Origin of the sequence: Paenibacillus taichungensis (genome assembly GCF_050994985.1) — a bacterium.
GTDB classification, from domain to species: domain Bacteria; phylum Bacillota; class Bacilli; order Paenibacillales; family Paenibacillaceae; genus Paenibacillus; species Paenibacillus taichungensis.
Window position 1 is genome coordinate 2,448,069 of record NZ_CP194720.1, and the last position, 13,804, is coordinate 2,461,872.

Here is a 13,804-nt window from a genome sequence, read left to right on the forward strand (position 1 = left end):
GTTAGTTCTGCAATGCTGACTCTATTTCAATCCAGACGGTTCGATTCCAAAGTGGATTCTTCTGAAATTTCAAAAAAAGAGCAGATTTTAGGATATTTACTCGGTCCGGCAGGTGCTTTACTGTTGAATGCCGTCCTGGCAACATATTTAAATGTTTACTACACCGATGTACTTGGTCTAACATCCGTCTGGAATGGCTCTTTTTTGGTTGTATTTCCGATTGTATCCAAATTGCTGGATGTCGTTATTAACATTGCAATGGGTTATTGGATTGATCGTACCAAGACACGACAAGGAAAAGCTCGCCCCTGGCTATTTATATCTGCACCACTGCTGGTTATTTCAGGTGTTTTGTTAGTCGTCGTACCACAGGCAAGTACTGCAGTACAGGTCATATGGGTCGTTTTTTCCTATAATCTATACTATGCATTGTCCTTTACCATGTTCAACATGAGTCATAATCTTATGGTACCTCTGTCTACCCGAAATTCAGTGCAGCGAGGAAAGTTATCCGTATTCAACCAGATTACGACCGTAATGATGACAGGCATTCTGGTAGCTCTGGTGTTTCCAATGATCATCATGCCCGTCATTGGTCTGGACAAGCATCTCTGGATTACGCTGATCTGTGGCATATCCATTATTGCTTTACCGTTGACGCTACTGGAGTATTACTATACGAAGGAGCGGGTCACGGAAGAGGAGGCATTGCAATTTGTTGAAAAGATTCCGTACAAGAAACAGCTAATTGCGATTGTGACTGATCGTTTGATGCTGGTCACTTTTATTTTTTTTCTGTTTTTTACGGTGGGCAGCTTAATAAAAAATATGAGTTTGGTGTATTACAGCAACTATGTATTAGGCACATATAATGATGGAGTTACACAGATGATGATATCCGTAATCGGTGGTATTCCAATGGGGATCGGTATTATTGCAGTTTGGCCGATCGCCAAAAAAATAGGGAAACGAAATGCTATGTTAGCCGGAGCCTTCCTTTTTATTGCAGGAGGCATGGTCTGCTGGTTGTTTCCCACGAACGTTCCCATATTCCTCACAGGACAATTCATTAAAAATATTGGTGCACTGCCCATTAGTTATGTGTTTATGGCCTTATTCGCAGACATGCTGGATCATATTGAATGGAAACACAAATTCCGCTGTGATGGAGTCGCGATATCCATTTATAACATCATTGCGGTGACGATGAGTGGTATATGCACGGGAATTTTCAATGCACTTTTGGCCTCTTCAGGTTACGTAGCTCCTTATTATAATTCAACCGGAAAATTGGTCGCGGTTCAGTCGGAACCAGTCCGGGATGCGATCACTTTTGGTTTTGTAGGTTTGGAAACGGTTACGGGTATAATCCTTTTCGGGTTGCTTCTATTGATGAATGTAGAGAAGGGAATTGCTAATAAGCAGGAGCAAATTAGATCAAGACAGGAGAAAGTGATATGAATTTAAAGATATCTTCAATAAAAATAGATGGTATGGAGGGGTATTGCATTACAGATAAAGCACCAACCATTTCTTTTTCCCTGGAATCGGACCGTGCTGGAGAAGAGCTTAAGGAAGCTTTCATAGAAGTAGGAGCATGGAAAATCAAAACCATGGATCAAATCAATAATCTTTACACAGGTCTGTTGGAGCCTAACACTAACTATGAAGTTCGTATCAAAGCCGTTGGTGTGAGCGGAGATTATGCGCAAGGAATAGCTTCGTTTAAGACAGGCCGACTGGATACCCCCTGGAAGGCGACATGGATCACCGATATGTCCTATGATTACCCTAAAAAGGTTTCACCAGTACCGATGACATTTCGCCGGAGCTTTAGTGTTGCGAAAAGAGTCAAGGAGGCATGGGTCAACTCAACAGCTCTTGGCGTATATGAATTGCGATTGAACGGAGAAAAGGTAGGCCAGGATTATTTTGCACCAGGCTTTACTTCTTATGATCATCAGATTCAGTATCAGACATACGATATCAGTGCCCAACTGCAAGCTTCCAATACTTTGACGGCCGTTGTCGCAGGTGGCTGGACAGCTGGCTCTTTCAATTACATTCGAAAAAACAAGATTAGTGCCGACAGACAGGCATTGCTGTGCGAGATTCATATTATTTATACCGATGGCACCTCGGATATTATCGCAACCGATCGAACTTGGGACGTATCGTTGGAAGGGAACTACCGCATGGCCGAGTGGTACGATGGTGAGACCTTTGATGCAACCATCGATCTGGACCAGGTTTCATGGAAGTCCGTTGAACTGACTTCCCCGCGTAAAAAACCGGTTCTTTTGGCACAATACGGCGTTCCGGTTCGAGTTCAGGAAACGATGAATCCGATCTCATGGACAATAGCGTCAAGTGGCGAAATTATTTATGATTTTGGGCAAAATTTTGCTGGTGTAATCACTGCCAAAATTAAAGGAAAGCATAAGCAGGAAATCGTTTTTCGTCATGCAGAGGTACTGGTAGATGGAGAGCTCTTTGTCAAATCACTTCGCACAGCAAAAGCTACCGCGACGTATATTTGCAAGGATGGGGAACAAACTTACTCACCCAAGTTAACCTATATGGGATTTCGGTATGTGGGCATGAAAGGCATTGATCCGGAACAGATCGAACTTGCCGCGTATGTTTTGCACTCCGATTTCCGGGAAATTGGTCAATTTGCTTGTTCCAACGACTTGATTAACAAGTTGCAGAGCAATATTCGCTGGGGTGGACGTTCCAACTTTGTTGACATCCCGACCGATTGTCCACAACGCGATGAACGTCAAGGATGGACGGGAGATATTGCTGTATTTGCATCTACGGCTTGTTTTAACTTTGACATGAGTCGTTTCCTGGATAAATGGTTGCTTGATATGCGAGCAGAACAAAGCAAGGGCGGCGGGTTCCCAATGGTTATTCCAAGAGGAGGAGATCATTGGCCTGCCATGGCTAACTCTTGCTGGGGGGACAGCAGCATACTGGTACCATGGGCTGAATATTTGGCTCGAGGCAAAAAACAAGTACTGGAGCAGCAATATCCTGCTATGAAAAAATTTATGAAGGCAGCGAAGTGGTGGTCCTCTTTCCTGGCAATATCACCGACAGATCGTTATATTTGGCGCTTCCCGTTTCACTTCGGCGATTGGGCGGCACCAAATGAGACGGTAAAAATGTGGTTAAAAAAAGGAAAATGGGTGGGGACTGCTTATTTCGCGAATTCTTGCCACATCATGACAAAAATAGCCGAGCTATTAGGATATTCTGATGATGTGCTATATTTTCAAAATTTGAGGGAAAAGATTATTAATGCTTATCGAACAGTGTTCACCGATCAGAAGGGAACCTTAAAGAAGGAATTTCAAACGGGATATGTACTACCTCTGCATTTCGGAATGACTGAAGGACAAGAAACCAACATGATGGTCCAAAACCTGGCTCGCTTGATCAAGCAGGCGGGAAATCATCTGACCACAGGATTTACGGGAACTCCTTACCTTTTATTTGCACTGTCTGACCATGGTCACCTTAAAGAAGCGTATGATCTTCTGTTACAGGAAGAGTGCCCATCCTGGCTTTATGAGGTAAAGGCTGGAGGAACGACCATTTGGGAAAGATGGGATTCCTTGAGACCGGATGGGACGGTAAATATAGGCGACTTGAACGGTAAAAAATCCGACGAAGAATCCAATGGCGGAATGGTATCTTTCAACCATTATGCAAATGGAGCTGTAGGTGATTGGTTATATAAACGCATGGCAGGCATTGAACCTACCAGCGGCGGATACAAAACTTTTCGAATTTCGCCAAAGCTCGGTGGCGGCATAACCTGGGCAAAGGCATCGACGGAAACACCCTATGGTACGGCGGGCGTACATTGGAAATTGGACAATGATCAATTCCATATTAAAGCCAGGGTACCGGTTTCCACAACATGTGTGCTGGAATTGCCAAATGGAGAAAAACACACTGTCAGCAGCGGTATCCATGATTTTCAATGCATGGTGTAATTTTCTGAATCGATTGATATAAAGGTTAAGACAAATGATGATGAAGTTTGGTATGTGGTAATATTCATGTTGAATAGTACGTTAACTTTTTCGTCCATGAGTTGAACTTGTGGACGATTTTCATTCGAGAGGGCATAAGGGCATGTACGAAAGGGCATGCACGATCGTACAACTTTATGGATAGTACATAGGTTATAATTACGAATTAAAGAGGTGATCCCATGAAAATCGTACCGAAGAAGATGAATTCATCCGGAATAAACGAAGAGGAGACGGACCCCATTGCATCTTCACGAATTCCCATTATCATTTGGCTTTGGCTTGTGGCCATAGCTACTCTGATACTGCAAACCATGTCAGTCCCCCTGTTGGTGCCAAGTATTTTCTTTGTAGCTGCAATGTTGGCTCATACGTTTATTTACTGGGAAGTAAATAAATTTATAGAACGATCTAAATTGCTTTACATCCTTCTCCAGACAGGTTTAATCTATGGTAGCGCAATATTGATGCCGGACGGTATGCCTGCTGTATTGATTGGTTTGATCCCGGTATTGATTGGGCAAACCGTTGCTATATACTACGAGACGACAAAAGTGGTGCTTATTGCATTTGCATTGTATTTCCTATTCTGCACAGTAACATTATTCACACGATCTGGAACGGACGTGGCCTTGTTAATTTTTTTACTGCTAATGATGATTGTTGTCGTGGTGTCGTATGCAGTGCTTTATTATCGGCAAGTCAACGCACGTGTACGAACATTAACGTTTTTGAATGAATTGGAGAAAGCTCATCAGAAGGTGGAGGAATTAACTCTGACAAGTGAGAGACAACGCATGGCACGGGATCTGCATGATACGTTAGCCCAAGGGCTTGCAGGTATCATCATGCAACTTGAGGCTATTGATGAACACTTGAACAGAGGAAGTTTTTCACGTGCTCATGAAATTGTCCGTAGTTCCATGGGTCAAGCACGCAAAACGCTGGCTGATGCGCGCAAGGCTATTGATGATCTGCGAACCAAGGCGACCCCGGCAATTAGCTTTGGAGAGGCCATACTGGAGCAGATTCACCGTTTCCAACAGGCGACCGGTATCGAAGTCTCTTTGGAGGGGAGGGCTCCTAATTTCATATCCAAAGTAGGGATGGAGCATGTGTTGCACATTCTAAGTGAATCGCTAATCAACGTAGCGAAGCATGCCCAGGCAACAAGCGTAACCATCCGTATGACTGAAGAAAAAGGGGAATTCCATATTATCGTTAGAGATAATGGGATAGGTTATAACGTGGAGCGAATTGGAAAACAATCTGGACATTATGGCTTGATCGGAATGAACGAACGTGCCCGGTTGATAGGAGGAAACATTGAATTTGAAAGTGGAGATCAAGGCACGACTATTGTCTTGCATGTTCCATTAAAAAAGGAGATACCGAAATGAAATATAACATTCTCATTGTGGATGATCATTGGGTAGTACGTGAAGGTTTAAAACTAATTTTGGAAACCAGTGACAACTATCAGATTGCAGGAGAGGCTGAGGAGGGTGAAGCTGCTATCCAAATTATGCTGGACAAACAGCCAGATGTCATCCTTCTGGATTTAAATATGCCTGGGGGACTTAGTGGCCTGGATACATTGAAGAGAATGAATGAGCAACAAATTCGGATACCTGTCATTATTCTTACGACTTACAATGAAGATGATTTGATGATAGAAGGGCTTTCCCTTGGAGCCAAAGGGTACTTGCTCAAGGATACAGGTAGAGAACATTTGTTCCGAACCCTGGATTCTGCCATTCGTGGAGAAACATTGCTTCAACCAGACATTTCAGCTCGAGTTTTTGCATATCATACTCGGCCATCCGAGGAACCGAAAGTAGAGCCTCAACTGCTAATGGACAAAGAATCCAAATTAATAACTGAAAAAGAATTAATCATTCTACACGCAGTGGCTCGTGGCTTGCGCAGCAGGGATATTGCTTTTGATATGGGCATTGCTGAAAGAACAGTAAAGGCGTACCTAACCAACATTTACAACAAGCTCGGAGTGAATTCGCGTTCTGAAGCAATCGCGGTGGCCGTTGAAAAGGGGATCTTACATTTGTAAGCTCCCCTTATTGTTCTAAATATGGAAAACGGTTTTGCCCTTATGGTCTAATCGCTCGTTGCCCCATCGTGCATGAAGGGCTTGCCCTTTCGTACGATTTTTTTTTGTTCTTTTTTCGTTATCATGGGGGACAGAGTTGTTTGGTTGGCAACTCCAAGATGTTGTGAAGTGAAAGGGGAAAAATAAAATATGGCGAAATGGTTATATCGTCTCGGCGCCTGGTCGGCGAGAAAACGAAAAATGGTGATTGCAATGGGATTAGCACTCTTGATCTTGCTTGCATCTGTAGGACTTGGCATGGGTACTTCGTTTACGGGAGAAATGACCATACCTGGAACGAAGTCGGATCAGGCTGCGAAAGTGTTAAATTCAGAATTTCCTTCCACTGATGAAGGTGGTCAGATCAGACTTATTTTCAAAGCGGAAAATGGTACGTTGACCTCAGAGGCAAACAAAAATTACATTCGGCAAGCATTGAAAGATGTTCAGACGGATTTGTCGGTCAAATCCGTGGCAAGCCCGTTTGTGGCAATGACACTAAGCGCGGATAAAACAATCGGTTATGCGGACATTACGTACACTAAGCCCGCTAGTGGAGTGGATGAACACTCAAAGGAACATGTTTTGAGCATAGCAGAAACGCTGGGTAAGGAAGGCATCCAAACGGAGATCGGTGGCAGTGTTGCTTTTTCCGAGATAGAAGTAGGAGGCATTTCTGAGGTAATTGGTATTCTGATCGCTTTCATGATCCTCGCTTTTACGTTTGCTTCGTTTCTTGCGGCAGGACTTCCAATACTAACGGCAGTCATTGGACTCGGGATTGGGCTGATGACCGTAATCATTGGTTCAAATTTCGTATCCATGTCCTCGTTCTCCATTACGTTAGCCGTCATGCTTGCATTAGCAGTCGGTATTGATTACGCATTGTTTATCATGTCTCGTTACCGTCAACAATTGGCTGAAGGGTATGATAGAGAAACAGCGATTGCTCAGGCTAATGCAACAGCCGGTGGATCCGTTGTATTTGCTGGTCTAACCGTCATCATCGCGCTAGTAGGTTTGTCTGTAGTACAAATTCCCTTCATTACAATGATGGGACTGGCGGCTGCTATTAGCGTATTTGTAGCAGTTCTCATTGCGGTCATTCTCGTACCTGCCATTTTGGCTGCCGCAGGAGATCGCATTAGTCCTTCTCGCAAAAATCGTTGGCTGCGTAAATGGTCGGGAAACAAAAAAGGAAAACAGGGAGAAAATGGCTGGAGCCGAATTGTCACTAGAAAGCCTTGGTTGACCAGTATCCTGTCTATTGCTGTTCTGATCATGTGTACGTTACCCTTTTTACACATGCAACTGGGTTTGCCAGACAATGGACTTAAATCCACAGAAACAACAGAACGGCGCGGATATGACTTGATGGCCGAGGGATTCGGCGAAGGGATCAACGGCCCTCTTGTTATTGTAGCTAAAGCTAGAGACGTTAAGGACCCTCTAACGGCAATTTCTCAAGCAACGTCATACATCAGTGATCTTCCGAACGTTGCCAGCATGACACCGGCAATTCCGAGCCCATCGGGTAATGTAGCGATCATCACAGTGTTACCTAAGACTGGACCGCACGACATTCGTACAACTGAACTGGTGGAGACTATTCGAGAACAGGCCGACCAGACAACGAAGAATAATAACGTTGAAATTATGGTTACCGGCGGAACGGCGGTTAACATTGATATTTCCGAGAAACTGCAGGAAGCTTTACCGAAGTTTGCATTGTTGATTGTTGGCCTTGCATTTGTACTACTCATGCTCGTCTTCCGATCTCTGCTTGTGCCGATCAAAGCTGTACTTGGTTTTCTATTTACGCTGGGTTCAACACTCGGTTTTATTGTGTGGGTTACTCAAGACGGATATTTGGCAAATTTGTTCGGTATTCCTGAGCCCGGGCCAGTGCTAAGTTTCCTTCCGATTCTCGTTACAGGAATTCTCTTTGGGCTTGCCATGGACTACGAGGTATTTCTTGTCAGCCGAATGCGCGAAGATTTCACCCATACTGGAGATGCACGCCAATCGGTAAAAAGCGGGATGAACCACAGTGGGCCAGTAGTTACTGCAGCAGGATTGATTATGATTGCTGTATTCGCCAGCTTTATATTTGCGGAAGATACGATTATCAAATCCATGGGGTTAGCTCTGGCATTTGGCATACTTGTCGATGCATTCATCGTGCGAATGACACTTGTACCAGCTGTAATGACGATTCTTGGTAAAAGCGCCTGGTATATACCTGCATGGCTGAATCGCTTATTGCCTAACATCGATGTTGAAGGCGAGTCGGTGATGAGAGAAAACCAACAATCCGCCAATGCTTCTAATCCTGTCATAACTGGAAAGGCCGTCTCGGGTGAACGAAATGGCTAAGGTACAGTTATTCACGGATAGTATCTCTGACATCCCTCAGGAGTGGATCGATACGTACAATATTGGGATTATTCCGCTATATATCGTGTTTGGTAATACATCTTATCGAGATCGTATTGATATGAATACTCACCAAATGTATCAACGGGTAGAGGAGGAAGGACGCTTGCCCAAAACTGCGGCGCCTTCTCCGTTGGATTTCATGAATCAGTTCGCAGCAGCGATCGCAAATGGAGATGACGTTCTTTACATTAGTATGTCTTCCAAACTTTCCTCCACGTATCAAAACGCGACGCTTGCGGCGAAAGAGTACCCGCACGGTCAAGTAACGATTTTCGATTCGATGAACATTTCCGCAGGCTTGGCCATGCACGTCCTTATCGCAGCTCGTATGGCATCAAAAGGAGAAAGTATACTGGCAATTGTACAAGAACTTGAGATGATCCGCAGTCAAGTTCAGATGAATGTATTGGTCAATAGTCTGGATTATCTTCATAAAGGCGGCCGAGTCGGCAATCTTCAACACATGCTTGGAAGTATGCTGCGTGTTCGTCCTGTACTCTATGTCACCAATGGGATCGTCCTTTCAGGTGCTAAATATAGAGGATCCCAACGGAAGATTATCAAAAATTTGATGAATAGCATCTTGGAACATCTGCATCAAATTGAGCCGACGCTGTTTATTATTGCTCAAACCATGGAGGAGGATGCCGCCAACTGGTTACGCAACATGATCCTGGAACAGACTGGGGTTCAAGAAGTGTACGTCATAGAAGGCGGATGCGCGATCTGCTCTCACAGTGGCCCTCATAGTTTGGCAATCAGCTTTGTTTTGAAGCATTGATCATATTTAAGAATCATCAAGGCCTCATAGACTGTAGGAAAAGGACTTTCAGTATGCTGAATTGCTCGGATGGATCAACACGGGTATTGAATGCATCGATACCTTCTAGCATGGACATTTTCTTGGAAAACGTCCCGAATACATTCATCATTGTAATTAGCCTGTTAACGGAATGCGATCCGTTGCGGATAGAATGATCCTGTTCTCCCAGTGCTGCTAATTCGGTAAATAGTCCAATAATCTTGTTATATTCCGTTTGATAAAGTTCAATATGCTCTACGGGCTCCGTGGAAAGCGCCACATAACATTCAAAAGCTTCTATTAATTTGGACTTTTGCTGATGCTCTGCCTGCTGAAAAAAGATCAGGGTGTCGAAAATATGGTTTAATTTCTCGTAACATGTTCCGTCGCCATGCACAATTTTTTCAAATATGACTACTTCGGAACGGACAATCTGTGATGCGACCGCAACGATTAAGTGCTCTTTCTTGGAAAAATAGCGGAAGACAGTAGCGACGCCAAGGCTTGCAGCCTTGGCAATGTCCTGCATGGTTGCCTTTTCGAATCCTTGTTGCGTAAAAACAGATGTGGCAGCTTCAATAATGCATAAACGACGCTTTTCTCGTAACTCGCTTCGCTCTTGCTCTAGGCGTTGTTTAGGCTGGATATGGATAACCCCCTTGTCTCTGTAACTCAGGTTATGCTAACAATTGCAATTCTTTTTGTCAACGAACCAAATATTAAACGATTTATTTCAACGAATAGCAGTCCTATTTAACTCACAAAACAGCCAATCGAAGTGATCGGCTGTTTTTGTCACCTAAAATGGCCTGGTTAGTTCCAATATTTAAATCTTATATTGAAAAAATATCCATATGAAAAGACTAATATTAACGGAACTAAGTACGATAGGAATGTCCAGTAAATGTTCCAACCGTTGAAATATAAAATTTTGCCCGATTCTTTGGCGAACCACTCCATTAAGGTTAAAATAACGGAAGTTAACAAAATTACTGGCCAAGATTTGATCCCCTTACATGAATGGTGTACATCATCAGACAACCAGAAATCGGGTAATATACCTAAATCCATAGGTAGGGCAGCATAGGATTGGTTATTTGTGTTAGGGAGGATATTCCAAAAGAAATTAAAACCAACACTATTGATAAAAGCAGATGTTGCTACACCAAGAGGATAAAAAACAATAAGAATGTTTAAATTTTTACGTAAAATCCATCCTCCAATAACAACAGGAATAATAAAGCCCAGGACAATATTCCACAACAACATGATCATCCTCCAAAATTATTGACTTTAATACCCAATCTCATAATGCACGATTAGAAATTATTTTAATAGACCTACTTATATTCGGAACGAGGAATATGAAAATTTAATAAACGAGGAATAAGTGACAATTTGTTGAGATGGCAAAGTTAAAGAAAAGTCCCTTGTACTTTCAATAATCCCATATGGCTTAGTCATGCTTTTTACTTCCTCAGTTTTTCTGGTTTTGTCCTTTAAATTTCGACAATGGTTTACAAGACCCTTTTTTCTTAGTACAAAATTGCTTGGACTGATAACTATTTTGATGCAGCAAATCAAGCGCATAGTGTTATTTTCACTCCTCACCTGAAGTAGAAACGAAGTTAAAAGAAACGAACATCTAGTTAGATTCAAGAAGCCCCCAATTTATTTAACACTCGACAAAAAAAAGTGTTTTACTGACAAAGGAGTACTGAATTTGAACTTGAATATAAAATATTGTGATTAAAGCACAAATTTTGGAGGGGTGTGTATTTTGTATTCACCAATTAATAAGATAAAAAATGAAATGGGTAGGAATAGATTTTTTGTATTTAGTAGAAGGTTAAATAGAGAGGTTAGACTATACAATTCACTTCAATATGATCACTGGGTTCTGACGGAATCCGATATTTCCGTAATGAGTTACTGTGAAAGACCGTTGAAAATAAATGTATCTATTGCAGGTAAAGTTGTTGAAACAGTTTTTGATATGTGGATTAAATCAGAAAGTGAAGAAAAGTTTGTGTTTATACGTTACTCCTATGAAATAGATCCGGATAACAAACGTTCAAGCGAACAAGCAATTAATGAAATGTATGCTCAAAAAATATGGTGCGCAGATAATAACAAGACACATTGTGTTCTAACAGAAGAAGATATACGACAAAATCCCACTATTATTACAAATAAAAAAACGTTGATTCCATTTTTCACTCCACTTTCTGAAATAAAACCAGAAGTATATGAGCTGATTTATAGATCAGCTTTAAACGGCCCTATGACAATTCGTGATTTAGAAAAATCTATTCAATCTAAATATCATCCTGTCATAATTAGGAATTCTATATTTGCATTAATCCTCCATGAGATACTTACTTTTAATAAAGAACAGGATTTACTCTGTGGATTGACGGAGGTGCAGTTGAATGTCGAGAAGACGTATCTTAGATAGTATAAATATTGATCCGAAACATAAAGACATCTCAAAATGGCCAATTGTTAATATCATGCAACTTCAACCTGAAGATAGAGAGATATTCAAAAAACGAGAAGCTGCAGTGAACCTATACATGCTTCACGAAGAAGTAACTTTAGAAAAAATCACAGAACAAACAGGCGTAAGTAAAAAAGAATTAATTATTTTCATAAAGAAGTGTTTAGAATTTGATCCAATAACTGAAGCTATCTGGGGATTTAGAGCATTAATCCCTCATAAGAGAACCAAAAAGTATGATAGAAGTGCAACCACAACTTTTCTCCCACAACAGGAACAGCCCAAATTAAGTGGGGCCTTCAATCAACTCCTTGAACAATATCCAGAAATTAGAGAGAAGATCACTTCAGCATATTTAAGACGAAAAGGAAAAAATTCTACAATGCCCACAATCTCGACTGATGGGATCCATAGATTATTCCTAAGTTTGTGCAAAAAGAATGGTATAGGAATACATGACTATCCGTTTAATACAAATGATAAAGGATATCGATCATTATACCGTTTCTTTAAAAAAATTGAGAATAATCATTTTTCAGAAGGTGCAAAGCGTTACGGAAAAGAAGCAGCCAGGCAATCACGGATGGGAACATCTCCAAAACATGAATTGATATTACAAAAGCCTTTTCAACGCGTTCAGTTTGATGGGCATAAGATTGATGCGATGTTTACTATCACATTTAAAACCCCTGAAGGAGACTTATTTACAGAAGTTGTGGAGCGGGTATGGCTTCTTGTAATAGTTGATGTAGCAACTCGAGCAATATTAGGTCATCACCTCTGTGTAAATAAAGAATATAACAAAGACGATGTTTTGCATTGTATTCGCAATACAGTAACCCCTTATGAAAAAAGAAAATTCTCGATACCTGGTATCGATTATGATCCTAAAGGTGGTATACCTTCGGCTGAAATTCCAGAAACGGCATGGGCTCTTTGGGATGAATTCAGCTATGACAACGGTAAAGCAAATTTATCAAATATCGTAACCGATCGTCTTTATGAAGTAGTTCGTTGTACTCTAAATCCTGGGCCGGTCGAGGCTCCAGAAGTAAGAGGCATTATTGAAAGATTATTCCGTTCCCTTGAAGTGCTTGGATACCATAAATTAGTGAGTACCACTGGAAGCAATCCTTCTGATCCTCTTCGTAAAAATCCAGAACAACAAGCAAAAAAGTTTGATATTTCTTTATCAGAACTAGAGGAGTTAACTCATATTCTAGTTTCTGATTATAATGGTATTCCCCATAGTGGAATTAGAAACTTTTCTCCTCTTCAATTGATGAAACAACGAATTGAAAGAGGGATGGAACCAAGAGTACTTGAACCAGAAAAAAGAAAAGACGCCATTTTTTTTATGATTCAAACTAAAAGAAGAGTGAGTGGGAATATAGAAAAAGGAAAACGACCATTCATAAATTATGAAGGGGTTCGATATCAAAGCGATATTCTTAGTAATAGTCCTCACCTGATCGGCACGGAATTAACAATTGTGGTAAACGTTGATGATATACGAACAGTAAAAGTATTTTTGAGTGATGGTAGTGAGTTTGGATACCTTACTGCATATGGCATTTGGGGGATAACACCTCATTCATTACGAACAAGGAAGGCTATAAATAAATTAAAGAATGAAAGGAAAATATTCTTTACTACTTATCAAGATCCATTTCAAATCTACTATGAGTATAAAGCATCTAAAGCTAAGACTGGAAAGAGAGAACGAAATCATATCGCACAATTACAAAGGGAACTAAACAAAGCCGAAGCAGCATCTACAAATAAGCATGAAAAAGAAGAAGAGCAATTCTTTGCTCCAGATGTCCAGTCAACAGGGGATGTAAACAGTTTATTTATTGAAGAAGACGATGACGATGATCGAATTTTTCGAACTTACAACTTTTGAAAGG

At 41.4% G+C, this 13,804-nt stretch carries 10 protein-coding genes; 8 read left to right on the plus strand and 2 right to left on the minus strand.

The window, feature by feature from the left end; translation table 11 throughout:
- The first annotated feature begins 12 nt into the window (after window positions 1–12).
- The 6 genes from ACR1R9_RS11110 (at window position 13) to ACR1R9_RS11135 (ending at window position 9,373) form a co-directional block, all read left to right on the plus strand.
- On the plus strand, window positions 13–1,461 hold the full coding sequence (locus ACR1R9_RS11110; RefSeq protein ID WP_433921037.1) for an MFS transporter: 1,449 nt from the start codon (window positions 13–15) through the stop codon (window positions 1,459–1,461).
- Window positions 1,458–4,007, plus strand: coding sequence for a family 78 glycoside hydrolase catalytic domain (locus ACR1R9_RS11115; protein ID WP_433921036.1), 2,550 nt, complete (start codon window positions 1,458–1,460; stop codon window positions 4,005–4,007). Before ACR1R9_RS11110 ends, ACR1R9_RS11115 begins: the two co-directional genes overlap by 4 nt.
- A gap of 221 nt (window positions 4,008–4,228) precedes the next feature.
- On the plus strand, window positions 4,229–5,446 hold the full coding sequence (locus ACR1R9_RS11120) for a sensor histidine kinase (RefSeq protein ID WP_433921035.1): 1,218 nt from the start codon (window positions 4,229–4,231) through the stop codon (window positions 5,444–5,446).
- Window positions 5,443–6,114: a response regulator gene (locus ACR1R9_RS11125; protein ID WP_433921034.1), complete on the plus strand. Its 672-nt coding sequence runs from the start codon at window positions 5,443–5,445 to the stop codon at window positions 6,112–6,114. Before ACR1R9_RS11120 ends, ACR1R9_RS11125 begins: the two co-directional genes overlap by 4 nt.
- 189 nt (window positions 6,115–6,303) lie before the next feature.
- Window positions 6,304–8,529, plus strand: coding sequence for an MMPL family transporter (locus ACR1R9_RS11130; protein WP_433921033.1), 2,226 nt, complete (start codon window positions 6,304–6,306; stop codon window positions 8,527–8,529).
- A complete protein-coding gene (locus ACR1R9_RS11135) occupies window positions 8,522–9,373 on the plus strand; it encodes a DegV family protein (RefSeq protein ID WP_433921032.1) in 852 nt (283 codons plus the stop codon). Before ACR1R9_RS11130 ends, ACR1R9_RS11135 begins: the two co-directional genes overlap by 8 nt.
- Window positions 9,374–9,389: 16 nt before the next feature.
- On the opposite strand, the gene ACR1R9_RS11140 is transcribed toward ACR1R9_RS11135, so the two are convergent.
- Window positions 9,390–10,070: a TetR/AcrR family transcriptional regulator gene (locus ACR1R9_RS11140; protein ID WP_433956458.1), complete on the minus strand. Its 681-nt coding sequence runs from the start codon at window positions 10,068–10,070 to the stop codon at window positions 9,390–9,392.
- 137 nt (window positions 10,071–10,207) lie between these two features.
- The gene (locus ACR1R9_RS11145; RefSeq protein ID WP_433921031.1) at window positions 10,208–10,663 is read right to left on the minus strand and encodes a hypothetical protein; all 456 of its coding nucleotides are present in this window, start codon (window positions 10,661–10,663) and stop codon (window positions 10,208–10,210) included.
- A gap of 511 nt (window positions 10,664–11,174) precedes the next feature.
- Here ACR1R9_RS11145 and ACR1R9_RS11150 point away from each other — a divergent pair.
- Both ACR1R9_RS11150 and ACR1R9_RS11155 read left to right on the plus strand, forming a co-directional pair.
- Complete coding sequence (locus tag ACR1R9_RS11150) at window positions 11,175–11,852, plus strand: hypothetical protein (protein ID WP_433921030.1); 678 nt, start codon at window positions 11,175–11,177, stop codon at window positions 11,850–11,852.
- Entirely contained in the window at window positions 11,827–13,800 is a 1,974-nt protein-coding gene (locus ACR1R9_RS11155) for a hypothetical protein (RefSeq protein ID WP_426250392.1), read from the plus strand. The genes ACR1R9_RS11150 and ACR1R9_RS11155 overlap by 26 nt, the downstream gene beginning before the upstream one ends.
- Window positions 13,801–13,804 lie beyond the last annotated feature (4 nt).

Bases quoted from the DNA above. Each gene is read 5' to 3' on its own strand.
- ACR1R9_RS11115 (WP_433921036.1), top strand. From the start codon at position 1,458: ATGAATTTAAAGATATCTTCAATAAAAATAGATGGTATGGAGGGGTAT.
- ACR1R9_RS11125 (WP_433921034.1), top strand. From the start codon at position 5,443: ATGAAATATAACATTCTCATTGTGGATGATCATTGGGTAGTACGTGAA.
- ACR1R9_RS11110 (WP_433921037.1), top strand. From the start codon at position 13: ATGCTGACTCTATTTCAATCCAGACGGTTCGATTCCAAAGTGGATTCT.
- ACR1R9_RS11155 (WP_426250392.1), top strand. From the start codon at position 11,827: ATGTCGAGAAGACGTATCTTAGATAGTATAAATATTGATCCGAAACAT.
- ACR1R9_RS11145 (WP_433921031.1), bottom strand. From the start codon at position 10,663: ATGTTGTTGTGGAATATTGTCCTGGGCTTTATTATTCCTGTTGTTATT.
- ACR1R9_RS11135 (WP_433921032.1), top strand. From the start codon at position 8,522: ATGGCTAAGGTACAGTTATTCACGGATAGTATCTCTGACATCCCTCAG.
- ACR1R9_RS11120 (WP_433921035.1), top strand. From the start codon at position 4,229: ATGAAAATCGTACCGAAGAAGATGAATTCATCCGGAATAAACGAAGAG.
- ACR1R9_RS11130 (WP_433921033.1), top strand. From the start codon at position 6,304: ATGGCGAAATGGTTATATCGTCTCGGCGCCTGGTCGGCGAGAAAACGA.